General features: G+C 73.4%; 22 protein-coding genes and 1 tRNA gene. 13 read left to right on the plus strand and 10 right to left on the minus strand.

Features of this window, described 5'->3' with window-relative positions:
- Nucleotides 1-162 precede the first annotated feature (162 nt).
- The gene (locus O7625_RS07700) at nt 163-1,500 is read left to right on the plus strand and encodes a biotin carboxylase N-terminal domain-containing protein (protein ID WP_282345218.1); all 1,338 of its coding nucleotides are present in this window, start codon (nt 163-165) and stop codon (nt 1,498-1,500) included.
- Nucleotides 1,501-1,532: 32 nt separating this feature from the next.
- On the opposite strand, the gene O7625_RS07705 is transcribed toward O7625_RS07700, so the two are convergent.
- A complete protein-coding gene (locus tag O7625_RS07705) occupies nt 1,533-2,399 on the minus strand; it encodes a hypothetical protein (RefSeq protein ID WP_282345219.1) in 867 nt (288 codons plus the stop codon).
- Nucleotides 2,400-2,742: 343 nt separating this feature from the next.
- Here O7625_RS07705 and O7625_RS07710 point away from each other — a divergent pair, with 343 nt between their 5' ends.
- Nucleotides 2,743-2,949 (plus strand): hypothetical protein, encoded by a 207-nt coding sequence (locus O7625_RS07710; RefSeq protein WP_282345220.1) that lies wholly within the window; start codon nt 2,743-2,745, stop codon nt 2,947-2,949.
- 217 nt (nt 2,950-3,166) lie between these two features.
- Nucleotides 3,167-4,072: a hydroxymethylglutaryl-CoA lyase gene (locus O7625_RS07715; protein WP_282346841.1), complete on the plus strand. Its 906-nt coding sequence runs from the start codon at nt 3,167-3,169 to the stop codon at nt 4,070-4,072.
- Nucleotides 4,073-4,241: 169 nt separating this feature from the next.
- On the opposite strand, the gene O7625_RS07720 is transcribed toward O7625_RS07715, so the two are convergent.
- Entirely contained in the window at nt 4,242-4,811 is a 570-nt protein-coding gene (locus O7625_RS07720; RefSeq protein ID WP_089004106.1) for a snapalysin family zinc-dependent metalloprotease, read from the minus strand.
- Between the two features lie 194 nt (nt 4,812-5,005).
- On the opposite strand from O7625_RS07720, the gene O7625_RS07725 reads away from it, so the two are divergent.
- From O7625_RS07725 to O7625_RS07735, 3 genes are all read left to right on the plus strand, one after another.
- The gene (locus O7625_RS07725) at nt 5,006-6,538 is read left to right on the plus strand and encodes an acyl-CoA carboxylase subunit beta (RefSeq protein WP_282346842.1); all 1,533 of its coding nucleotides are present in this window, start codon (nt 5,006-5,008) and stop codon (nt 6,536-6,538) included.
- A 75-nt stretch (nt 6,539-6,613) separates the two neighbouring features.
- Nucleotides 6,614-7,762, plus strand: coding sequence for an acyl-CoA dehydrogenase family protein (locus O7625_RS07730; RefSeq protein WP_067300810.1), 1,149 nt, complete (start codon nt 6,614-6,616; stop codon nt 7,760-7,762).
- 124 nt (nt 7,763-7,886) lie between these two features.
- Complete coding sequence (locus O7625_RS07735; RefSeq protein WP_282345221.1) at nt 7,887-10,529, plus strand: helix-turn-helix domain-containing protein; 2,643 nt, start codon at nt 7,887-7,889, stop codon at nt 10,527-10,529.
- 268 nt (nt 10,530-10,797) lie between these two features.
- Here the strand turns inward: O7625_RS07735 and O7625_RS07740 are convergent, their stop codons facing one another.
- Complete coding sequence (locus tag O7625_RS07740) at nt 10,798-11,304, minus strand: MarR family transcriptional regulator (RefSeq protein ID WP_067300805.1); 507 nt, start codon at nt 11,302-11,304, stop codon at nt 10,798-10,800.
- Between the two features lie 98 nt (nt 11,305-11,402).
- Here O7625_RS07740 and O7625_RS07745 point away from each other — a divergent pair, with 98 nt between their 5' ends.
- Together O7625_RS07745 and O7625_RS07750 are read left to right on the plus strand one after the other, a co-directional pair.
- Nucleotides 11,403-11,981 carry a YceI family protein gene (locus O7625_RS07745; RefSeq protein WP_067300802.1) on the plus strand — a complete coding sequence of 193 codons (579 nt, stop codon included), beginning with the start codon at nt 11,403-11,405 and terminating at the stop codon, nt 11,979-11,981.
- 236 nt (nt 11,982-12,217) lie between these two features.
- Nucleotides 12,218-13,696 (plus strand): glutamate-cysteine ligase family protein, encoded by a 1,479-nt coding sequence (locus O7625_RS07750; protein ID WP_282345222.1) that lies wholly within the window; start codon nt 12,218-12,220, stop codon nt 13,694-13,696.
- Nucleotides 13,697-13,904: 208 nt separating this feature from the next.
- On the opposite strand, the gene O7625_RS07755 is transcribed toward O7625_RS07750, so the two are convergent.
- Entirely contained in the window at nt 13,905-15,266 is a 1,362-nt protein-coding gene (locus tag O7625_RS07755) for a hypothetical protein (RefSeq protein ID WP_282345223.1), read from the minus strand.
- A 114-nt stretch (nt 15,267-15,380) separates the two neighbouring features.
- On the opposite strand from O7625_RS07755, the gene O7625_RS07760 reads away from it, so the two are divergent.
- Nucleotides 15,381-16,055 carry a PASTA domain-containing protein gene (locus tag O7625_RS07760; RefSeq protein WP_282345224.1) on the plus strand — a complete coding sequence of 225 codons (675 nt, stop codon included), beginning with the start codon at nt 15,381-15,383 and terminating at the stop codon, nt 16,053-16,055.
- A 187-nt stretch (nt 16,056-16,242) separates the two neighbouring features.
- Nucleotides 16,243-16,920 carry a PASTA domain-containing protein gene (locus O7625_RS07765; protein ID WP_282345225.1) on the plus strand — a complete coding sequence of 226 codons (678 nt, stop codon included), beginning with the start codon at nt 16,243-16,245 and terminating at the stop codon, nt 16,918-16,920.
- Nucleotides 16,921-16,960: 40 nt separating this feature from the next.
- Here O7625_RS07765 and O7625_RS07770 read toward each other — a convergent pair whose 3' ends face one another.
- A complete protein-coding gene (locus O7625_RS07770) occupies nt 16,961-17,470 on the minus strand; it encodes a hypothetical protein (protein WP_282345226.1) in 510 nt (169 codons plus the stop codon).
- A 98-nt stretch (nt 17,471-17,568) separates the two neighbouring features.
- Complete coding sequence (locus O7625_RS07775) at nt 17,569-17,853, minus strand: hypothetical protein (protein WP_282345227.1); 285 nt, start codon at nt 17,851-17,853, stop codon at nt 17,569-17,571.
- A 631-nt stretch (nt 17,854-18,484) separates the two neighbouring features.
- Between O7625_RS07775 and O7625_RS07780 the strand changes: the two genes are divergently transcribed.
- From O7625_RS07780 to O7625_RS07790, 3 genes are all read left to right on the plus strand, one after another.
- Nucleotides 18,485-19,366: a helix-turn-helix transcriptional regulator gene (locus O7625_RS07780; protein WP_282345228.1), complete on the plus strand. Its 882-nt coding sequence runs from the start codon at nt 18,485-18,487 to the stop codon at nt 19,364-19,366.
- Entirely contained in the window at nt 19,336-19,557 is a 222-nt protein-coding gene (locus tag O7625_RS07785) for a DUF397 domain-containing protein (RefSeq protein ID WP_067300778.1), read from the plus strand. The genes O7625_RS07780 and O7625_RS07785 overlap by 31 nt, the downstream gene beginning before the upstream one ends.
- 152 nt (nt 19,558-19,709) lie before the next feature.
- Nucleotides 19,710-20,111, plus strand: a complete 402-nt coding sequence (locus O7625_RS07790; RefSeq protein ID WP_067300775.1) for a hypothetical protein — start codon at nt 19,710-19,712, stop codon at nt 20,109-20,111.
- Here O7625_RS07790 and O7625_RS07795 read toward each other — a convergent pair.
- The 4 genes from O7625_RS07795 to O7625_RS07810 all read right to left on the minus strand — a co-directional run bounded on the left by O7625_RS07795 (nt 20,079) and on the right by O7625_RS07810 (nt 22,969).
- Nucleotides 20,079-20,687 (minus strand): hypothetical protein, encoded by a 609-nt coding sequence (locus O7625_RS07795; RefSeq protein WP_282345229.1) that lies wholly within the window; start codon nt 20,685-20,687, stop codon nt 20,079-20,081. The two genes, O7625_RS07790 and O7625_RS07795, sit on opposite strands and share 33 nt — an antisense overlap.
- 203 nt (nt 20,688-20,890) lie before the next feature.
- Nucleotides 20,891-21,697, minus strand: coding sequence for a WecB/TagA/CpsF family glycosyltransferase (locus O7625_RS07800; RefSeq protein WP_282345230.1), 807 nt, complete (start codon nt 21,695-21,697; stop codon nt 20,891-20,893).
- Nucleotides 21,694-22,767 carry an NAD-dependent epimerase/dehydratase family protein gene (locus O7625_RS07805; protein ID WP_282345231.1) on the minus strand — a complete coding sequence of 358 codons (1,074 nt, stop codon included), beginning with the start codon at nt 22,765-22,767 and terminating at the stop codon, nt 21,694-21,696. The genes O7625_RS07800 and O7625_RS07805 overlap by 4 nt, the downstream gene beginning before the upstream one ends.
- A 116-nt stretch (nt 22,768-22,883) precedes the next feature.
- Nucleotides 22,884-22,969 (minus strand) — tRNA-Leu (locus O7625_RS07810).
- Nucleotides 22,970-22,998: the final 29 nt, after the last annotated feature.

The raw sequence follows: 22,998 nt of genomic DNA on the forward strand, positions 1-22,998 counted from the left end.
CCGGTCTGAACAGCACCGCCCGGTCTGAACAGCACCGGCTGGCCCCTGACCCGCGCCGGCCGGGAATCCGGGTGGTTCGTCGACACTCCGGCCCGACTCGTGGTCGCCGGCCCGATCGTGGTTCCCTGGCATCCGTCCCCACCCCTGGACGCTGGAGGAAACATGATCGAGTCGCTGTTGGTCGCCAACCGGGGCGAGATCGCCCGCCGGATCATCCGTACCGCGAAGCGGCTCGGTGTCCGTGCGGTCGCGGTGCACTCGGAGGCCGACACCGACCTGCCGTTCGTGGTCGAGGCCGACGAGGCGGTGTGCGTGGGACCGGCGAACCCGGCCCAGAGCTACCGCAACGTGGCGGCGATCCTGGCCGCCGCCGAGGCCACCGGCGCGCAGGCGATCCACCCCGGGTACGGCTTCCTGTCGGAGAACGCCGACTTCGCCCGTACCGTGCAGGCCCGTGGTTTGGTCTGGGTCGGACCCGGCGCGGAGGCGATCACCGCGATGGGCGACAAGATCAACGCGCGGAACCTGATGGCGGCGGCCGGAGTGCCGGTCGCGCCCGGCACCACCGAGCCGGCCGCCGACCTGGCCGCGGCGGTCGCCGCCGCCGCCGGGATCGGCTACCCGGTGATGGTCAAGGCCGCCGCCGGTGGCGGCGGGATGGGCATGGCGGTGGCCGCCGACGAGGCCGCGCTGCGCACCGAGTACGACAGGGTCCGCTCCTTCGCCGAGCGGATGTTCGGCGACGGCTCGGTGCTGATCGAGCGCTACTTCCCCCGGGTACGCCACGTCGAGGTGCAGATCCTCGGCCTGGCCGACGGCCGGGTGGTGGCGCTCGGCGAGCGGGAGTGTTCGGTGCAGCGGCGCAACCAGAAGCTGGTCGAGGAGTCGCCCTCCCCGGCGGTCTCGCCGGAGCTGCGGGCGCGGTTGCTGGCCGCCGCGGTGCGGGCCGGTGAGGCGGTCGGCTACCGCAACGCGGGCACCGTCGAATGCCTGCTCGACCCGGCCACGCAGGAGTTCTTCTTCCTGGAGATGAACACCCGGCTCCAGGTGGAGCACCCGGTGACCGAGCTGGTCTACGGCGTCGACCTGGTGGAGGAGCAGCTGCGGGTGGCCGCCGGCCTGCCACCGACCTTCGACCCGGCGGCGCTGACCCCGCGCGGGCACGCGATCGAGCTGCGGATCAACGCGGAGGACCCGAAGCGGTTCCTGCCCGGCCCCGGCGTCGTCAGCACCTGGGTGGAGCCCACCGGCGAGGGGGTACGGGTCGACTCCGGGTACGTCGCCGGCAACACCGTCACCCCGTTCTACGACAGCCTGCTGGCCAAGCTCGTGGTGAGCGGCGTGGACCGGGCCGAGGCGTTGTCCCGGGCCCGCACTGCGGTCGCCGACTTCGCGTTGGCCGGGCCGAAGAACAACCTGCCCTTCTTCGCCGAACTCCTCGACAACGAGGAGTTCGTCTCCGGCGACTACGACACCGGCATCGTCGGCCGGATGCGCTGACCCGTCCGGGCCTGACCACGCTGACCGCGTGGTCAGGCCCGCCGGATCCCACCGGGCGGGTACGGCAGGGGCGTCGGGATGCCGACGACGTCGAGGCGGGGCGGCAGCGACACCGTGTCGATCCGGGGCGGGCGGTGCCGCCCGGCCGGGGCGTCGTTGGTCGGGATCGGGCCGACGGGGAAGTGCCCCGGATTGCGGTCCTTCTGCGGGAGACCGTCCAGCGGGGCGGCCTCCCGTTGTCGCGGTACGTCGTCCGGGCCGCCGACGCGCGGCGCGGGCCGGTGGCCTCCTCCCGGGGCCGCCTGGCCGGTGGCCCCCGTGATGGCGCGCAGCAGAGCGTTGCGCGCGGCCAGCGTGCGGCGGAGAGAGGCGTTCTCGGCGCGTAGTCGGGCGATGATCCGGTAGGCGTCGCCGGGAATGGGGTCCGCCTCGTCGGGTGCGGTCCGCCTGTCGACGCCCTCGGGGTGGGGCTGGTCGTCGACGGCCCGTCGGCGCTTCGTCGGTGGTTCACCCCGGGCCGCCTCGTAGAGCCGTTCCAGCCGACCCAGGGTCGCCGCCCGGTCCGCCTCGGCGACGGTGTGCGTGACCACCAGGACGACGGTCTGCCACGGCGGCCCCTTCGTCTCGGTGGTGAAGTGCCGGGACAGCCGCTTGCGCCAGGTGGCCCAGGTGCGGCCGGACCGGTTGTCGCAGATTCGGGCGGCCAGCCGGCTCCAGGTGTCGACCGCGCCGATCTCCGGGGACAGCTCGACGAGGTCGCGGACCGCCAGCGCGTACGCGGACACCGCCGTCGAGCCGTACCGGGACACGTAGCCGGCGGCCAACTGCTCGCGTGGGACGAGACAGTGCCGCTGGTGCCGTCCCGTCGGCGGGGTCGGCGTGCCGGTGCCGGAGGTCACGCGCGGACCTTGCGCCGAGCTGCCGGACCGGGGTTTGTTCGTATCCGCATCCCGTCATGATGACCGGCTTCTTCAATACCCGTGGCAGGTTTCTGGCCGGGTGGTTGTCCGGGTAGGACGCTGCGGTCGCCGACGCGGTATCCGTTGCCCCGGAAGCGTCCGGCCACCCTCCACTTTGGCCGGGTAGGGCCGGCCGCTGCCCGGCCAGAAGGGCGTGCTGGGCGGCCCGACCGGTCGTTGTGCCTGTCGTGCGGCGGCCCGGCGTCGACGGGTGGGGCGGTGGGCCGGGCACGCCTCCGCCGGGGTTCCCCCGGCGGGTACTGCGTCCGCAGAGGTGGAGAAGATGGGAAGCGGAAGACCGGTCGGAGGCGCGCGTCCGCGCCCGGACCGTCGTCGGGCGGGCCGGTGCCTGCGGTCGACGGCGCTCTTCGCGGAGGGGGCGGTGGCGATGGCGCTGCTGCTGGGCCGCGAGGACGCGGCCGGCTGCGCGGGTGCCGTCGCGGCGGCGTTGCGCAGCGCCGCCGAGCTGGTGGAGGGGGCGCGGCGTTGACCGCCCGGTGTCGGGCCGCGACCGGCCCGACACCGGGTCGGCGTGGCGGTCGTGGCCGGCCCGACACCGGGTCGGCGTGGCGGTCGTGGCCGGCGTAGTGGTTCCCTGGGGGGACCACCGGTCGTCCGGCGTCCTGCGCCGTCGTCACCCACGAGGGACGACGCCGCAGGGGGATCCTCCGGCGACCCGATGTCACAGTGAGGTGACCATGAGTCAGATGCCAGCGGCGGTGTCGATCCGGGAGGTCGGGCCGCGCGACGGCCTCCAGAACGAGGAGCCGGTCCCCACCGGGGCCAAGGTGCGGCTGCTCGACGCCCTGTCCGGCACGGGGGTACGCCGGATCGAGGCGGTGTCGTTCGTGCATCCGAAGGCGATTCCGCAGATGGCCGACGCCGACGAGGTGTGGCGGCGGGCCGATCGGGTCGAGGGGGTCCGCTACTCGGCGCTGGTGCCCAACACCCGGGGTGCGCAGCGGGCACTGGCGGCCGGCTTCACCGAGATCGAGGTGGTGGTGTCGGCCAGCGACACGCACAACCGGCGCAACGTCAACCGCTCCACCGCCGAGTCCCTCGACGACATCGCCGAGCTGATCGACCTGCTGCACGGCGCGGGTGCGCGGGCCGAGGTGATCGTGGCGACCAGTTTCGGCTGCCCCTACGAGGGGGACGTCGACCCGGGGCGGGTCGCCGGGATCGTCGAGCGGGTGGTCCGCGACGGCGCGGACCGGGTCGCGTTCGGCGACACCACCGGCATGGGTACGCCCCGACGGGTCCGCGAGCTGGTCACCGCCGTCCGCGACCGGGAGCCCGACGTGCCGATGCTGCTGCACTTCCACAACACCCGGGGCACCGCGTTGGCGAACCTGCTGACCGCCCTGGAGCTGGGCATCACCGAGTTCGACGCCAGCGTCGGCGGGCTGGGCGGCTGCCCGTACGCGCCGGGGGCGAGCGGGAACCTGGCCACCGAGGAAGCGGTGCACATGCTGCACGACATGGGCATCGACACCGGCATCGACCTGGACGCCCTGATCGCGGTGGCCGAGTTGGCCGAGGAGATGCTGGGCAAGCGGTTGCCGTCCGGGGTGCTGCGGGCCGGGCCGCGTACCCGGCTGACCGCCCACTGACCGGTCGGCCGCGCGGGGCGCGGGAGGCGCGTGGGGCGCGGGAGGCGCGCGACGCCCGGGAGTCGCAGGGAGGCGCGGAGGCGCGGGGAGGCGCGGAGGCGCGGGGAGGCGCGGAGGCGCGGGGAGGGGCCGGCGTGGTGCCGGCCCCTCCGTCGGCTCGCGTCGCGGGTCAGCCCACGGTGAGCAGCGCCGGCCAGCTGTCCTTGAAGACCTGGCTGCCGGTGCTGCTGCTCCGCTCACCGGCGCTGAGGGTGCCGGCGAACAGGCTGGTGACCCGGTTCGCCTCGGCGGTGCTCGGGTACGGGTTGGTGCAGCTGGTGCCGGCGCTGCCGCCGGACATCAGGATCGCGCAGTTGCCGTTGTAGTTGTCGGGCAGGCCGAGGATGTGCCCGATCTCGTGGGTCATGATCCGCAGCGGGCTGTACTGGGCGGCCTGCTGGGTGTCGATGTAGACCCGGCCGTTGCCGAGGCTGGTGCGCTGGGCGTATGAGCCGCCGCCGGTGATCTGGTAGATCCGCAGGTTGGTGCCGCAGTTCGCGGTCAGCGTGAGGTTGTTGGTGGCGTTGTTCCAGATCGAGGCGGCCTGGTTGGCGATGCCCGCGTAGCTCGGTGCCTGGCTGGTGTTGTAGCAGATGGTCATCGCGGCGGAGGCGGGCGCGGGGTTGGCGACCGTGAGGCCGAGGGTCGCGGTGGCCGTCGCCAGGGCGGCGACGGCGAGGCGCTTGACGCGTGAGTTCATGGCTCACTCCAATCCGGAGGGGGTGTCAGGAGCGTAGCCACACTGATAGTTCACTATCAATATCTTGGTGGGAAGTCGGTCGGGTGGTCGGGTGGGTGCCGGATGCGCTAGCCTAACGATCGTTCAGGTTGGTCGGCGTGGCGACGACGACGCCGTACGGCGGTCGGGCGCGTCCACGGGGCGAGGGGGTCGGCGTGACGCTCGACGGTGCGGCACTGGAGCAGCTGCGCAAGCGCGCCCGCTCCGGCGGGGCCGACAAATACCATGCGGCGAACGCCGGCAAGGGCAAGCTCTTCGCCCGGGAGCGGGTCGCCATCCTGGTCGACGAGGGCTCGTTCGTCGAGGACGGCCTCTATGCCAACGCGCTGGCCGAGGGGCTGCCCGCCGACGGCGTGGTCACCGGCACCGCCACCATCGACGGTCGGCCGGTCTGCCTGATGGCCAACGACTCCACGGTCAAGGCCGGCAGCTGGGGCGCGCGCACCGTCGAAAAGATCATCCGGATCATCGAGCGGGCCTACTCGACCGGCGTGCCGATGGTCTACCTGGTCGACTCGGCCGGCGCCCGGATCACCGACCAGGTCGACCTCTTCCCCGGTCCCCGTGGCGCCGGCAAGATCTTCTGGAACCAGGTCCGCGCCTCCGGGGCGATCCCGCAGGTCTGCGCGCTGTTCGGGCCGAGCGCCGCCGGTGGGGCGTACATCCCGGCATTCTGCGACGTGGTGGCCATGGTCGAGGGCAACGCCAGCATGTACCTCGGCTCCGACCGGATGGTCGAGATGGTCACCGGGGAGAAGACCACCCTGGAGGCGATGGGCGGGGCCCGGGTGCACTGCGCCGAGTCCGGCGTGGGTCACTTCCTGTGCAGGACCGAGGCCGACGCGCTCGACGTGGTGAAGACCTACCTGTCCTACCTCCCGTCGAACTGGCAGCAGCAGCCACCGGCCGCCCCGGCCGTCGCCGCGCCGGCCAAGGCCGACCTGGCCGCCCTGGTGCCGGCCAGCGAGCGGCAGGCGTTCGACATGCGCCGGTACGTCAAGGGCCTGCTCGACGACGGGTCGTTCTTCGAGATCCAGGCGCTCTGGGCGAAGGAGCTGACCATCGGGTTCGGCCGGCTGGACGGCCAGGTCGTCGGCGTGGTGGGCAACAACTCGATGTTCAAGGGCGGGGTGCTCTTCGTCGACTCGGCCGACAAGGCAACCCGGTTCGTGCAGCTCTGCGACGCGTTCAACGTGCCGCTGCTGTTCCTCAGCGACGTGCCCGGGTTCATGGTCGGCAGCGCGGTGGAGAAGCAGGGCATCATCCGGCACGGGGCCAAGATGATCACCGCGATCTCCGAGGCGACCGTACCCAAGATCTGTGTGGTGGTCCGCAAGGCGTACGGCGCGGGCCTGTACGCGATGGCCGGCCCCGGGTTCGAGCCGGACGCGACGATCGCCCTGCCCACCGCGAAGATCGCGGTGATGGGGGCCGAGGCCGCCGTCAACGCCGTCTACGCCAACAAGATCGCGGCGATCGCCGACGAGGCCGAGCGGGCCGCCTTCGTCGCCGCCAGGCGGGCCGAGTACGAGCGGGACATCGACGTGGTCCGGCTCGCCAGCGAGCTGGTGATCGACACGATCGTCGAACCGCACGAGCTACGTGCCGAGCTGGTCCGCCGGTTCACCGCCGCGCGGAGCAAGGACCGGCACTTCTCCCACCGCCGGCACGGCGTCACCCCGGTCTGACCGACCGGCCGCGCAACCCCACCCGCCGCCCCGGCGTCACGAGCGCCCGGGGAGGCACCCGGACAGGAGGAACCGATGGACTTCCGGCTCAGCGAGGAGCAGGCGGCGCTGCGGGAGAGCGTGCGGGACTTCGCCCGCGAGGCGGTCGCCCCGGTGATCGCCGACCACTACGAGCGGCACACCTTCCCGTACGAGATCGTCCGGCAGATGGGCAAGATGGGGCTGTTCGGTCTGCCCTTCCCCGAGGAGCACGGCGGCATGGGCGGCGACTACTTCGCCCTCTGTCTGGCCCTGGAGGAGCTGGCCCGGGTCGACTCCAGCGTGGCGATCACCCTGGAGGCGGCGGTCTCCCTCGGCGCGATGCCGATCTACCGGTTCGGCACCGACGAGCAGCGGGAGCGGTGGCTGCCCAAGCTGCTCAGCGGTGAGGCCCTCGCGGGGTTCGGGCTGACCGAGCCGGGCACCGGGTCGGACGCGGGCGGCACCCGGACCCGGGCGGTGCTGGACGGCGACGAGTGGGTGATCAACGGGTCGAAGGCGTTCATCACCAACTCGGGCACCGACATCACCGCCCTGGTCACCGTCACCGCGGTCACCGGCACCAACCCGGACGGCTCCAAGGAGCTGTCCACCATCATCGTGCCGTCTGGCACGCCCGGGTTCACCGTGGCACCGGCGTACTCGAAGGTGGGGTGGAACGCCTCGGACACCCACGAGCTGACCTTCGACGACTGCCGCGTGCCGGCCGGGAACCTGCTCGGCGCGCGGGGCCGGGGCTTCGCGCAGTTCCTGCGGATCCTCGACGAGGGGCGGATCGCCATCGCCGCCCTCGCCGTCGGCCTCGCCCAGGGCTGCGTCGACGAGTCGCTGAGGTACGCGAAGGAGCGCCAGGCGTTCGGTCAGCCGATCGGCAACTACCAGGCCATCCAGTTCAAGATCGCCGACATGGAGCTGAAGGCGCACACCGCCCGGCTGGCCTACTACGACGCCGCCGCGCGGATGCTCGCCGGTGAGCCGTTCAAGCGGCAGGCGGCGATCGCCAAGCTGCACGCCAGCACCGTCGCGGTGGACAACGCCCGGGAGGCGACCCAGATCCACGGCGGCTACGGCTTCATGAACGAGTACCCGGTGGCCCGGTTCTGGCGGGACGCCAAGATCCTGGAGATCGGCGAGGGCACCTCCGAGGTGCAGCGCATGATCATCGCCCGCGACCTGGGCCTGTGACCGTACCGGCCGACCGGGCCGGGCGCAGCGCGCCGACGGTGGTTTGTCGGGTATCCGCAGCCCTGCGTCAGTAGGCCGACGAAGGACTGCTCGGCGTCGTATCCCGTCCGTACCCTTCCTGCCCATGACTCCGGATCATGATCACTCGGCGGGCACGGGTGGTCCCACCCCGATCGGGGAGCTGGTGCGGTCCCACCGCCTGGCCGCCGGTCTCACCCAGGCCGACCTCGCCCAGCGGGCCGGGGTCGGCGTGCGGACGATCCGTGACCTGGAACGCGGCCGGGCACATCGGCCGCAGCGGACCACCGCCGAGCTGCTCGCCGGGGCGCTCGGCCTGACCGGCACGGCCCGGGCCGGCTTCCTCGCCAGTGCCCGCGGCACGGCCGCCGTCGACCCGGCCGAGCCGGCCACCGCCGGGCTCCCGCACCGCCCGGCCCTCACCGGCGCCGCCCGCCGCGACCTCGACCTTCCGGGTACGCCGATGGCGCTGCCCCCGGCGGTCGAGCTGATCGGTCGGGAACGGGAACTGGACGAGCTGGCCGGGCTGCTGACCGGCGACGGCTGGCCGCCGGTGCTGAGCCTGGTCGGCCTGGCCGGGGTCGGCAAGACCGCACTCGCCCTGGCGGTGGCGCACGCGGTCGCCGACGCCCATCCCGGCGGGGTGGCCGGCGTGCTGATCGGTGTCGGCTCCGACGCCAACGACGTGCTCGCCGCGGCCTGCGCGGTGCTCGGCGCGGCCCGGCTCGCCGAGTTGGCCGCCCGGCTCCGGGGCCGGCCGGCGCTGCTGCTGGTGGACGCGGTCGAGCGGGCGCCCGACCCGGTGGCCGAGGTGCTGCACCTGCTCGTCACGGCGGTGCCCACCCTGCGGGTGGTGGTGACCGGTCGGCACCCGGTCGGCATCCCGGGGGAGCTCGTCCGCCCGGTCGCCCCGCTGGAGGTGCCCCCGGCCGGCGTGGTCGACCCGGACGAGCTGGCCCGCTGGCCGGCGGCGGCCCTGTTCACCGCCCGGCTGACCCGGGTCCGCCCGGAGCCGCCCGGCCCGGACGAGCTGCCCGCCCTCACCGCGCTGGTCCGTCGACTCGACGGGCTGCCCCTGGCGATCGAGCTGATGGCGGCCCGGGGGCGGATCCTGGACCTGCCCGAACTGCTCGGCCGGTACGGCGACCGGGTGCTCGACCTGGCCGGCCCGGACCTGGGCGGGCGGGGTTGGGAGGCCGCGCCGCCGGGCCGTACCGCCGAACCGGCCCGGACGGCGGTGGCGGTGACCCTGCGGGAGGCGGTGGCCACCAGTTACCGGCTGCTCGACGCCGGGGAGCAGGCGGCGCTGCGCCGGCTCTCCGTCTTCGCCAACCGGTGGTCGGTGGAGCTGGCCGAGGAGCTGCTCGTCGACGAGGCCGACCGAGATCCGGCGGCGCCGGTCGATCCGGTGCCCCTGCTGGACCGGTTGGTCGAGCTGGGCCTGGCCAGTGTCCGGGGTGCCGGGCCGCTGCGGTTCCGCCTGCTCGACGCGGTCCGCGAGTACGCCATCGAGCAGGCCGCCGGCCGGGGTGAGCTGACCGCCGCCCGCCGCCGGCACGCGGTGGTGATCACCCGGCTGGTGACCCGCACCGCGCCGGATCTGGTCGGGGCGCGACACTCCAGCGCCGTGCGGCGGCTCGACGAGGCGACGGGTGACATCGGCGCGGCGCTGGCGCACGCCGCCCGGGACGATCCGGACACGGCCCTGCGGCTGGCCGCCGCGCTGCCCCGCTGGTGGCGGATGCGGGGGCGGGACGTCAGCGGCCGGCAGTGGTTGCGCCGGCTGCTCGCCGACCCCCGTACCGCACACGCCGATCCGGTGCTACGGGCCTGGGCGGCGCTCGGGGTGGCCCGGCTCGCCGCCGGACACGGCGCGGCGGCGCAGGAACTGCCCGCCGTCCGGGCCGCGCTCGCGGTGCTGGCCGGGCGGGCCGACGTGGCCGGTGAGCTGGCGGCGCGGAGCATCCTCGGCACCCTGCTGGTCGTCACCGGCTCGTACGACGAGGCGGCCGAGCAGGCCCACTCGGTGCTGACGCTGGCCACCCGGCACGGCCGGACCCGGGACATGGCGGTCGCCCAGCACCATCTGGCCTGGCACGAGATCCGCCTCGGTGACCTGCCGGCGGCCCGGCGTCGGCTCGCCGCGGTGGACCGGTTGGCGGCCCACTGCGGGGAGTCCCGGCTGCGCCTGCTGGCCCGCGCCGACCTGGCCGAGGTGGCCCGGCTGGCGGGTCGCTACGGCGATGCGGTGGAGCAGGGCCGGCGGGTGATCGCGGCGCTGGCCGGGGTGGGTGATCCGGGGCACCGGCGGCAGGTGCTGGGCACGGTCGGGCTGGCGCTGGCCCGGTCGGGCCGGCTGGAGGAGGCCGCCGAGGTCCTGGCCGAGCTGCGCTGCGACGGCCGGGCGGGGCCGTCCGCGTCCCGGGCCACTGTGGAGGCGGGGCCGGCCGGGGAGGCGCTGCCCGGGGCACGCCCGGTCGGGGACGGGCCGGTCCGGCCGGAGGAGGGGGTGTGCGCGTTGATCGAGGCCACCATGGCGCAGCACCGGGGGGACCGGGAGCTGGCGGCGGAGTGGTTCGCGGTGGCGGTGACCGCCGGTGCGGCCGGGCAGGACCGGCGGGACGTGATCGAGGCGCTGGTCGGGCTGGCCGCGAGCACCGGCTCCGCCGAGGCGCGGGAGCGGTTGGCGCTGGCCTGCCGGCACGCCGGCATCCGGCTGCTGCCGGCGGAGGAGCGGCTGCTGGGATAGCCGCGACCGGGTGGACGGGGACAGCCGCCCGTCTTGTGGACGCGGGGGTGGCGCGAGCGAAGAAGCCCCCTGGTCAAACCCCTCGCTCAATCGCTCGCGCCGGCACCCCCCGGTGCTCCCCCGCGCGATGAAGGCTAGCCAGCCGGGGCGTCCGTTTTGTGGTTATCAGCGCGCGTGCGTCCGGTGGCCCCGTCGGGTTCTGCCGCTTTTTCTGCCGGTGCGGTCGCGGCGTCCGACGGTGGGTCGTGGGTGCCCGACGGTGGATGGGTCAGCAGTCGGCCGGCGGCTCGTCGGTGGGTGCCCGGTCGGTGCTGCCGGCGGTGGCGCCGGGGTGGACCGCGTCGCGTACCTGACGCAGGCCGTCCAGCAGGGCGGCGAGGGTCGCGGGGGTGAGCTGGCCGGTGAACCACTGCTCGATGATCCGCAGGTGGCCGGGCAGGGTCTCGTCCAGCCGCTGCATACCGGCCGGGGTGACCACGGCGTACGAGCTGCGCCGGTCGGACGGGCAGGCCCGGCGGCGGAGCAGACCGTCGCGCTCCATCCGGTCCACCACCCGGGTGACCCCGCTGGTGGACAGCGAGGTCTGCGCGGCCAGGTCGGTCATCCGCAGTTGGTTGCCGGGCGACCGGGCCAGGCGCATCAGCACCTCGAACTCGACGGCGGAGACGCCGTGCTCCTCGTACTGCGCGGCGAACCGGGCGGTCAGGCCGGCGTGCGCCTCGACCAGGAGGCCGACGGCGGTGATCCGGGGATCGTCGAACACATTCTCGTCCACGGGGACATCCTAGCAGTGGTTGACACGGGGAATATTGCTGCGGTTATAGTTGCTCAAGCAGTCGTTGGGCTAGCAAACAATCTCCGGAGGGCAGTTACATGACCAGCACCGAGTCGGTTACCCGCGACTGGGACGGCCTCACCATCCCCGCCGCCGGCACCTACCTGCTGGATGCCGCGCACAAGCGGGTGGGCTTCGTCGCCCGGCACATGATGGTCAGCAAGGTACGCGGTGAGTTCGCGGACGCGACCGCCACCATCACCGTCGCCGAGGATCCGTTGCAGTCCGCGGTCTCCGCCACCATCCAGGCGGCCAGCATCAACACCGCCCAGGCGGACCGGGACGGTCACCTGCGCAGCCCCGAGTTCCTCGACGTCGAGCAGTTTCCGACGCTGGAGTACCGCAGCACCGCCGTGAAGTCCCGCGACGGCAACGAGTTCGTCCTGCTCGGTGACCTGACCATCAAGGGCGTCACCCGCCAGGTCGAGCTGGAGGTCGAGTTCGAGGGCGTCGGCCGTACCCCGTTCGGCACCGACGTGTTCGGCTTCACCGCCAGCACCGAGATCGACCGCGAGGACTTCGGTCTGACCTGGAACGTCGCCCTGGAGACCGGCGGCGTGCTGGTCGGCAAGAAGATCAAGATCGAGATCGAGGGCGAGGCCGTCCGGCAGGCCTGACCCAGCCCGTCGTCGAGGCCCCCGTTCACCGCGAGCGGGGGCCTCGACGCGTACGGGTGCGGATTGTCACTGTCCGGCGACGACGCCACCCGGTGCTGGTGGACGGTCGCTGGGTAGAGAAGCGAGTAAGCGCATACCCGGTGGGCACTGGCCCCGGCGCGTGGGCGCTCCTATGGTGGTTCACACTGCGCGCCGGGACGATCACCGTCCGGCGCGTCTCACGCCTGGAGGAAACAGTGGGTAGGGACGTCGAGCAGGGCGCGTTCTCCCGGGAGGACCGGGTCCGCTACCGGCAGAAGGTACGGCGTTGTCTGGACGTCTTCGCGCTGATGCTCGACGACTTCGGCTTCGACGCCGACCGGCCGATGACCGGCCTGGAGATCGAACTCAATCTGATGGACCCGGACGCCGAACCGTCGATGCGCAACGAGGAGATCCTCGCGGCGATCGCCGACCCGCTGTTCCAGACCGAACTCGGCCGGTTCAACCTGGAGCTGAACGCGGAGCCCCGGCTGATCGAGGGGGCCGGCTTCGCCCACTACGAGGACGACCTGCGCAGCAGCCTGACCCGGGCCGACGAGCGGGCGGCCAAGTCGGACGCGCGGATCGTCATGGTCGGCATCCTGCCCACCCTCACCGAGCGGCACCTGGTAGCCGACAACCTCTCCACCAACGAGCGGTACCGGGTGCTCAACGACCAGATCGTCGGGGCCCGGGGCGAGGACATCGAGCTGGACATCCGGGGCGTGGAGCGGCTGCGGACGCACACCGACTCGATCGTGCCCGAGGCCGCCTGCACCAGCCTCCAGTTCCACATCCAGGTGGCACCGGACAGCTTCGCCGACTACTGGAACGCCTCCCAGGCCATCGCCGGCGTCCAGGTCGCCGTCGGCGCGAACTCTCCCTTCCTGTACGGCCGGCAGCTCTGGGCGGAGACCCGGATCGCCCTGTTCCAGCAGGCCACCGACACCCGCCCGGACGAGCTGAAGGCCCAGGGGGTACGCCCCCGGGTGTGGTTCGGGGAGCGCTGGATCACCTCGATCTTCGACCTGTTCGAGGAGAACGTCCGGTACTTCCCGCCGCTGCTGCCGATCTGCGCCGACGAGGATCCGGTCGAGGTGCTGCACGGCGGCGGCGTCCCGGAGCTGTCCGAGCTGCGCCTGCACAACGGCACCGTCTACCGCTGGAACCGCCCGGTGTACGACATCATGAACGGCCGTCCGCACCTTCGGGTGGAGAACCGGGTGCTGCCGGCCGGCCCGACCGTCGTCGACATGCTGGCCAACGCCGCCTTCTACTTCGGGTTGGCGCGCGGGCTGGCCGAGTCGGACCGGCCGATCTGGAGCCAGCTCAACTTCAGCTCCGCCGAGGAGAACTTCCACACCGCCGCCCGACGGGGCCTGGATGCGGTGCTGCACTGGCCCCGGCTGGGCGAGGTGCCGGTCGCCAAGCTGATCCTGGACACCCTGCTGCCGGAGGCGGCCACCGGGCTGGACCGGTTCGGTGTCGCCCCCGCCGAACGGGACCGGCTGCTCGGCATCATCGAGCAGCGCTGTAGCACCGGCCGCAACGGCGCGGTCTGGCAGACCGAGACGGTGCTGGCCGCCGAACGGCACCGCCACCTGGACCGGGACGCGGCGCTGCGCCACATGGCCAACCGGTACGCCGAACTCCAGCGCAGCAACGAACCGGTGCACACCTGGCCGGTCGACTGACCCGCACCGGCCCGGTGTCCGGCTGAGCGACGTCGGTCCGGGTGTCCGCCCGAGTGACGTCGGTCCGGGTGTCCGCCCGAGTGACGTCGGTCCGGGTGTCCGCCCGGTCCGCGTCGGTCCGGTGTCCGGTTCGCCGGGCCGGGCGTCCGCTGGCGGGTCCGGGACGGGCCGCGTCGTCCGGGCAGGTCAGGCGGTGCGGCGACCCAGGTCAGGAGGTGCGGCGACCGAAACGCGGCTTGGGCACGGTGGCCGCCGGTGGATCGGCCGGCGACCCGGGGCCGCCCTGCTCCGGCGCGGGATCGGCCGGTGCGCCACCGGCCGTCGGGTCCGTCGCCGTCGCCGTGGCCCTGCTCCGGCGGGCCGGCCGGACCCGGCCGACCGCCACCGGCGCGGCGTCCCCGCCCGGGGTGGTCGTGCCCCCACCCGGGGCGGTCGAACGCCCGCCCGGGGCCGTCGTGTCCTGGGCCGGGGTGGTCGTGTCCTCGCTCGGGTCCGTCATGTCCCTGGCCGGGGTGGTCGTGTCCCTGGCCAGGGACACGGGCGGGGTGGGCGCGGGGCCGTCCGGGGCGGCCGGCCGGTCGGTGCGGATGTCCGGTGTGGACGGTGGGAGTGTGCCGGGAGCGGCCGGGAGGTCGTCCGGCCCGCCGCTGCGCGGGTGGGGCAGCAGCGGCGTCGACCGCAGAGCGGCGTGCCGCTCGGCCCGCTGGGCGAGCGAGGCCACCAGGACCGATCCCGCCGCCCCGACGATCACCGCGTACGGTGCGACGAGGTGGGCCGAGACCTGGGCCGGCGAGATCGTGGCCAGCCGGGGTACGGCGAGGAAGTAGGCGACCGCGACGAGCAGTGGCCCGGCCGCACCGGAGACCACCGCACCGAGCCGTAGCTCTGCCGTCCGGGCGGCCCGCCGGGCGGCCAGCGCACCGATCAGCAGTGCCGAGCCCAGGGCGAGCAGCGCACCCGGCCAGTAGAGGTGGTCCCGCAGCCAGAACCGCGGGCTGTCCTGGGCGATCTGCCAGATGCCGAGCTGGGCGCTGGTCAACCCCTTGCCGGCGAGCACCCCGTCGACGACGGAGATCACGGCCAGCAGCCAGAGCCAGCCGACGGTGGCGATCACGTTTGTCGCGGCGGCCCGGGAGTGCAGCGTCCAGACCGCCGCCACCAGCCCCACCAGCACGCCGACCCCGGCGTAACCGGCCGCGACGGTCTGCGGCGAGAAGGTGTCCGGTACGGAGGCGGCCCGGGACGGCACCGCGACCAGCAGCACGGTGATCAGCGCGCCGACCGCGCCCGCCGCCGCGAGGGTGAGCCGGTGCAGGGTGCCGCCGGTCGGGTCCGCACCGCCGCGTTCGTGCAGCCGCTGGGCGCAGACGGCCCCGGCGACGGCGGACACGGCGGCGATCCAGGTCGCCCAGGCGAGACTGGCGAACCAGGAGGGCTCGCTGGCCCCGGCGTCGACCGGTGCCCAGTTGATGATGCCCAGGCCGTAGCCGAAGCCCAACTGTGCGGCACCGACGCCGGCGGCGACGCCGAGCGCGGTGGATACCGATCCTCCCCAGCTCCGTCCCGCCATGCCGGGGACTGTAGCGTTCCGCAGCCGGGGCGGCGAGTCGTACGGCCGCCGGAGCACGCCCGGTGACCGGGTGGGCAGCGGCCGGTACCGTCTCGGGGACGAGGCGGGAGCGGCATGGACGACGAGTACACCGAAGAGGACCGGGCGGAACGCGACCGGCCGGGCCGGGGCCGACTGCTGCTCGGCGGCACCCTGGCGACGGTCCTGCTGGCGGCGGTCGGTGGCACGGTCGGCTGGGTGCTGGCGGATCCCGGTGACCCGCAGGATGCCGCCGCCCCGGGGGCGGCACCCACCGGATCGGCCAGCCCGCTCGACCCGCCGACCGCCGCCCGGCCGACCACCGCGCGGGCCACCACGCCTCCCGCGCCCACCACCCGTGGCGGCCTGACCGTGCCCCGACTGGTCGGTATGGACTTCGAGAAGGCGCGGGAGGAGCTGCACGACCGGAAACTCGGCTGGCGGCTGGTCTTCGGCACCGGCTCCGGTCGGTCGGTGACCCGCACCGTGCCCGCCCAGGACACGCCGGTCCGGCCGGGCACCACGGTCCGGGTCGAGGTCAGCGGGCCGGCGCCCGAGGTCGACGTGCCGGACCTGGTCGGCGAGGACTGCGACGACGCGGCCGACGAACTGGGTGACCTGGGCCTGTTCCCGCGCTACCCCACCGGAAACCGTGGTGAGGTCACCGCCCAGACGCCCGCCGCCGACTCCACCGCCCACTGGAACGACCAGGTCTCCCTCTCCTGCGGCAGCGCGCCGACGTCGACTCCCGAGGCGACGCCGACGCCGTGACGGGCGGGCCGCCGTGCCGCTCCCGGCGGACGGGGGCACCGCCCGTTACCGTTGAGCCGGAGGCCATGCCCACCGGGCCGGCACCCGGCTCCCGACCGCCAGGTCGGCCGGTTCCGGCGCGGCGGGTCGGGGACCATGACGCGGTGGGTCGGCACCGGACGCCCGCCGGGTGGCGAGAGGACGTGCGATGAGCGACGACCGCCGGGAGCCACCCGCCGACGACGCGACCCGGCCACTGCCACCGACCGGCGGGACGACCGGAGCCGGCCCGGCCGGTCCACCGGTGTGGTCCGGGCGGGCCGGGGTGCCTGCGCCCCGGGACGCCGACGCCCGGGACGCCGCCGAGTGGTACGGCGAGGAGCCGCGCGACCGGCGGTGGTGGACGCCCATCCTGCTGGGCGTGCTCGCGCTGGTGCTGCTCGGGCTCGTCGGGTTGGCGAGCTGGCTGGTCCTGCGGGCGGTGGGGTCCGCGTCGGACGGGACACCGACCCCGCCGCCGACCGCCGTCCCCACCACGGGCGTCGCCCCGACCACCGTCGCTCCGAGCAGTGCCGCCCCGAGCAGCGGGCCGCCGACGACGCCACCGACCACCGCGCCGACGACCGGTCCGGCGGGTGTTCCGGTGCCGCCGCTGGTCGGGCTCTCCCAGGAGGCCGCACAGACCCTGCTGGATCGGTTCGGGCTGTCCTACCGGGTGCTCACCCGGGAGTCGGACCGGCCGCCCGGCACCGTCCTGGCCACCGACCCGCAGCGGGGTGAGCTGGTGGCACCGGGCGACGAGGTGACCCTGGTGGTGGCCGCCGAGCCGTCGGCGTCGCCGACCAGGACCGCCACCGCCACCCCGACGGTCAGCCCGACCGGGTGACGGATGCCCTGCCGGCCCCTCCGGGTGGCCGTGGCCCGGCTCACCACATCCGGCGTCTGGTGCCGACCAGGCCCAACCCGGCCAGCGAGATGACCAGGCCGAGCAGACCGGAGTAGAAGAGGGAGCGGGCGACGGTCCGCGGGTCGTCGGCCGGTTGCCGGGGGCCGGTGACCGTGGCGGCGCCGCCACCGACGCCCGACTGCCCGGCGTCGGCCGGATCGCCCTGCCCGGCGTCGGCGGGATCGTCCCGCTCGGCGTCGGCGGGATCGCCCTGCCTGGCGTCCGCGGGACTGCCCTGCCCGGCGTAGGCGGGATCGCCCCGCCCGGTGTCGGCTGGGTCGTCCCGCCCGGTGTCGGTGGGCTCGTCCCGTTCGACCACGGTGATCTCGGGAGCCGGCACCGGCTCGGCGAGGCGGGTGGCCGACTCGGCCGGGTAACGGGTCACCACCACGAGGGTGGTGACCGTGCCGATCAGGGCGAGCAGCCCGAAGGCGTACCTGATGCGGGAGCTGTGGTGCCGCCGCGCGGCGGGCAGATTGACCATGGCCATCCCAGGTTCAGGGGCCGGAACGCGCGGGTGGAGACTTCGCCGGGGTGGGCGTACCGATCCTATGACGGAGGTACGCCCTCCGGTCGGGCAATCGGAAGTCAGCCCACCGCGATCGGGGCGCGGTTGACCGGACGTCGGGACCGTGCGGTGTGCTGACGAGGTACGGGTGCGGCCCGGAGCTGGGTCAGCCCGGCCTGCTGGACGAAGATCGACCGGCGGCTCACCGCGTCTCCCGACGCGTTCATCTGGTAGCCGTCGAGCCAGAGCCAGCCGTCGTACGTCGGCCAGTCGAGCACCCGGATCACCCGGAAGGTGATCGGTTTGAGGAACTGCACACTCGCGGCGCGAGTGACGTACAGAACGTCACCGGAGCGGGGAAGCACATGGGCTCCTGGGAGGGTATGGCCGGCGTCGCGGGCCGACCGGGCGGGACGGAGGACGAGGTGCGGGTCCGGCGACGGGGTTGTGCCTCGCGGGCCGGTGCTCGGTGCGGTGGTGGTCGGGCCGTACCCGCTGGTGGTGGACCGCCACCCGACCATCACCCGCTGCTCACGGGACTAGCGCTCCCACCGCCGCAGCCACCAGGCGTGCAGCGGCGGGGTTTTCAACCCGGGGGCAGGTCTCGTTGACACAACTCGGCCGGGGCACCCGCCGACCGGCCGATCCCGGGGCGATGATCACACCGTGAGATCGAGCGGGGACGTTGAGTGACTCGAACCATACGGACAGAGTGCATCAGCCGGGTGCTGGATGCAAGTTGCACGTCGACTTTTGCCGATAGGTGAGCGCGACACGTGAACCCGGCGCTTGATCACGCCGTCCCCGGAGCGGCACACTGGACGCCGGTTCCGCCGCCGCGGCCGGTCGGTGACCGGGCACCACCCCTGCCGCGAACGATCGCCCGCCGCTCGTCGTCGCGCCCCCGGCGGGTGTGGACACCGGCGCGACCGACCGGAGGTAACGGGTGAGCGCGAGGCGCCAGCTTTCCCCGTCAGCGGCACCCGGAGGAACCGGATGAGCGATCGGCGGAGCCCGACCATCAGGCGTCGCCGGCTCGGGGCGGAGCTACGCCGGCTGCGCGACGGCGCCGGCATCACCATAGAGGCGGTCGCCGAGCAGCTGGAGTGTTCCGCCTCGAAAGTGTCCCGGATCGAAACCGGTCACACCTCGGTGACCCCCCGCGACGTCCGGGACATGCTCCGTATCTACGGGGTGGTGGGCGTGGAGAGCGAAGAGCTGGTGCAGATCGCCCGGGAGGCGAGGCAGAAGGGGTGGTGGCACTCACACCGCTCGGTGCTGGTGGGTGCCTACGTCGGTCTGGAAGCGGCGGCCGGCTCCATCCGGACGTACGAGCAGCAGGTCATTCCCGGTCTGCTGGTCACCGAGGATTACGCCACCACGATGATCCAGGCGGCCCGCCCGGAGTTGAGCGCGGCACAGGTGCAACAACGGGTGCGTGTCCGACTGGGCCGTCAGTCGTTGTTGACCCAGGACGATCCGGTCGATCTGCGGGTGGTGCTCGACGAGGCGGTGTTGAGGAGGCCGGTGGGCGGCGACGCGGTGATGCGTGGTCAGCTCAGGCGGCTGGTGGAGGTGGCCGAACTGCCGAACGTGACGTTGCAGGTCCTGCCCTTCGAGGTGGGAGCGCACGCCGGCATGGACGGGCCCTTCACGATTCTCGGGTTCCCCGACTCGGTGGATCCGGATGTCGTGTACGCGGAGAACGCCACGGGTGGGCTCTTCCTCGAGAAGAGCGACGAACTGCAGAAGTACAGGTCCATCTTCGATCAGATTCAAGCAGCGGCCGAGCGACCGGAGGAGTCCATCGCACACATCGCAGAACTGGCAGAGGAGCCGTTGTGGAAATGGCGACCGAGAGGTTCCCCGAGGACCTGACGCAGGCAACGTGGTTCAAGAGCTCAAAAAGTGGGCCGAACTGCGACAACTGCGTCGAGGTGGCTTACGTGATCGGGGCGGTCGGGGTACGGGACTCGAAGGACAAGACAGGTCCCGCCCTCGTTTTCGCCCCCGGGGAATGGAACGCCTTCGTCGCCGACGCTCGGAACGGCGCGTTCGGCCAACACTGACCAACGCAGCGTGGCGTTGACCGCGGGCCGGTCGGGGACACTCCCCGACCGGCCCGTCGCCACTTCCGTTCCGCCTCGTTGAACCCTCGGTACGGCGCTGGTCGACGACCCGCCGCAGCCAGCGGCCACCGAGCGAGGCAGGCGATACGCAGATGACGACGATCGGTTCAGACAACCTCATCAACGGCCCGGGGAAGACCGAACGCTTCGGGGGCAAGTACCGCGGCGCACGGCGCGACACCATGCTCACCGAGGTCGGCGGCACCGACACCGATCTGGGTCACGACGGCGTCTGCGCGGCCGACCACGCCGGGTCGCCGCTGTCGATGTCCGCGCTCGATCCGAACCCGCTCACCGAGCCGTCCTTCCCGTCGGACGGCTGGCCGGCGGAGCCGCCCGAGTCGCTGGTCGACCACCCGTTGATGCGCGGCCTGCTGTTGGAGCTGCCGCCCAAGGGGAGCATCCCGCCGCCCGGGTGGCTGGACGCGTGGTTCGAGGCGACCCGGGCGATCCTGGAACTGCTATACGTGCAGGGAGCCGACTACAGCCGGTGAGGCGGTCAGCGCGGGCCCGGTGGGCAGTGTCCGCTCGGCGAGCCGGCTGTGCCGCAGGCCGTGGCGGATCCCGATGGCGAGGACGGCCAGTCCACCCAGGGTGAGCGCCACCCCGGTGAACCCGTTGCCGGCGCTCAGGTCCAGACCGGCCGCCCGGAGCAGACCCGGAACGGTGGCCAGCGCGGTGACCTGCACCGGCAGGCCGACCAGCGGGTGCGCGGCCGAGGCCCGCAGCCCGTACGGCGCGGGGGTCTCCGGCGCGGCGGCGAACGCGCCCGCGCCGGCCCGCAACCGGCGGACCCGGCGTACCGTCCAGGCCGACACGGCGAGCGCCGGCACGGCCGCCAGGGTGAGCTGGGCGGCGGCCCGGTCGACCAGGGTGTCCCCGGCGCTGGTCAGGCCGGCGGCCAGCACCGTCATGGTCAGGCCGACTCCGGCGACGGAGAGGGCGAGCACCCACCCGCTGCGCCGCCGCAGGGCGCGGGCCCGGTCCAGCCGGGGGAGTCCGTCCGCCACGATTCCGGCGGCGAGCCAGACGGCGGCGATCGACAGCAGCACGATGAGATGCCCATCCATGGACACAGCCTTGCCCAGAACGGTGTCCGGCAAATCCGGGGCGGTCCCCCGGTTCCACCCCGAAGGCATCCCGTAGGGGGACGGTCGGGCCGACCGCCCGACGCCGGCCGGGCGGCCCGCCGGCCGGTCGTCCGCCGGCCGTGTGGGCTGCCCGGCCGGTCGACGCTGGCCGTGTGGCCTGCGGCCGGTCGTCCGCCGGTGCCTCAGACCGCGAAGGTGGCCGGTCGTTCGGTGGCCGGGGCCGGGGGCCGTGCCTTCCACAGGCCGGTCTTCTGGCCGGCGAGTCGGGTCAGGTAGGCGGGGTTGAGGATGACGTACCGCCGCCAGAGCCGCTTCGGCTCCAGGCCGAGCCGCCAGAACCACTCCAGCCCGGCCCGCTGCATCCACGGCGGCGGCTGCCGGAGCAGACCGGCGTGGTAGTCGAAGGCCGCGCCGACGGCCATCAGCGGCATGTCCAGCAGGGGCCGCATCGCGTACGTGAAGACCTCCTGGCGGGGGCAGCCCAGGCCGACCAGGACGAGCCGGGCGCCGCTGGACCGGATCCGGTCGGCGATCTCGGCGTCCTCGCCGGGCCGCACCGCCCGGAACTTCGACGGCTCCACCCCGGCCATCTTCAGGGCGGGGAACATCCGCTCCAGCGCCGGGATCAGCTTCGCCAGGGTCTCCTCGGTCGAGCCGTACAGGTAGACCGGGAGGCCCTCGTCGGCGAACCGGCGCAGCACGTGCAGGGTCAGCGTCGGGCCGTAGACCCGGTCGGTCAGGCCGGCGTGGTGCAGCAGGTTGAGCGCCCAGCGCACCGGCTGCCCGTCCGGGGTGACCACGTCGAAGGAGTTGAGCCGGGCGTTGTGCGCCGGGTCGAGCACCCCGGTCATCACCCCGTGCACGGCCAGCGCGGTCAGCGCCAGCGGCCGGCGCTCCCGGGCCGCCGCGACGACCTGCTCGGTCGCCGAGGCGTAGTCGGTGGCGTCGACCAGGACGCCGAGGACGTTCCGCTTGCCCTGTGCGGTCATGCGCCCGGCACCCACTTGTCGACGTTCGCCTGGTAGATCTCCTGCATGATCATCGGTACGTCGTAGACCTGCTTCCACTCCGGGTAGTCGGCCTGGAACGCCTCGTTCGAGCCGATCCACCACTTGTGGTCGCCGATCCGGTTCGCGTCGACGTACTCGGTGATCATCTCCTGGCCGGTGATCTGCTCGGCCAGCGCGAACGCCTCCCGGTTGGAGGTGTTGGAGTGCCGGCCGCCGCCCAGGTTGTAGACCGCCGCCGAACGCGGGGCCCGGAAGAACGCCTCGAACGCCGACACCACGTCCGAGCTGTGGATGGCGTCCCGGACCTGCTTGCCCTGGTAACCGAAGATCTTGTAGGTGCGGCGCTCCATGTTGGCCCGCATCACGTACCCGAGGAAGCCGTGCAGCTCGGTCGCCGAGTGCGCCGGGCCGGTCAGCGTGCCGCCCCGGAAACAGGCCGTCCGCATGTCGAAGTAGCGGCCGTACTCCTGCACCATCACGTCGGCGGCGACCTTGGAGGCCCCGAACACCGAGTGCAGGCACGCGTCGATCGACATGTCCTCGCGGATGCCCTGCTCGTACGGGTGCCCCGGGGTGATCTCCCACCGGGTCGCCTGCTCGACCAGCGGCAGGCTGTTGGGCCGGTCGCCGTAGACCTTGTTGGTGGAGCAGTGGATCAGCGCCGCCTCGATGCAGTGCTCCCGCACGTTCTGCAGGATGTTGAGGGTGCCGACCGCGTTGACGTCGAAGTCGGTGAACGGATCCCGCACCGCCCAGTCGTGCGACGGCTGCGCGGCGGTGTGGATCACCACGGCGATGTCCCGGCCGTACCGGGCGAAGAGCTTGCCGAGGGTGTCCCGGTCGCGGATGTCGAGGCTGTGGTGCGCGTACGCCGACCCCAGCTCGTCGGTCAGCCGGCGGACGTTCCACGCGGTCGAGGCCTCGGCGCCGAAGAACTCCTGCCGCATGTCGTTGTCGATGCCGACCACGTCCAGGCCGAGCCCGGCGAAGTGCCGGACCGCCTCGGAACCGATCAGACCGCCCGATCCGGTCACCAACGCGACGCTCACACGACACTCCTGGTCAAGTTAGGAGGCTGGCAAAAACCATCGGAGCATAGCCTGACGTCCGGTACGCCCTGATACGAAGCGAGGGCCCCGCATCCTGCGGAGCCCTCGGCTGTCTCTGGTGGGGATGGGGGGAGTTGAACCCCCACGTCCTTTCGGACACACGGACCTGAACCGTGCGCGTCTGCCATTCCGCCACATCCCCGTGGCACGACCTCGAACGCGGTGCTGTGC

The sequence above is a fragment of the Micromonospora sp. WMMD714 genome (genome assembly GCF_029581315.1).
In the GTDB taxonomy this organism is placed as follows: Bacteria; Actinomycetota; Actinomycetes; order Mycobacteriales; family Micromonosporaceae; genus Micromonospora; species Micromonospora rifamycinica.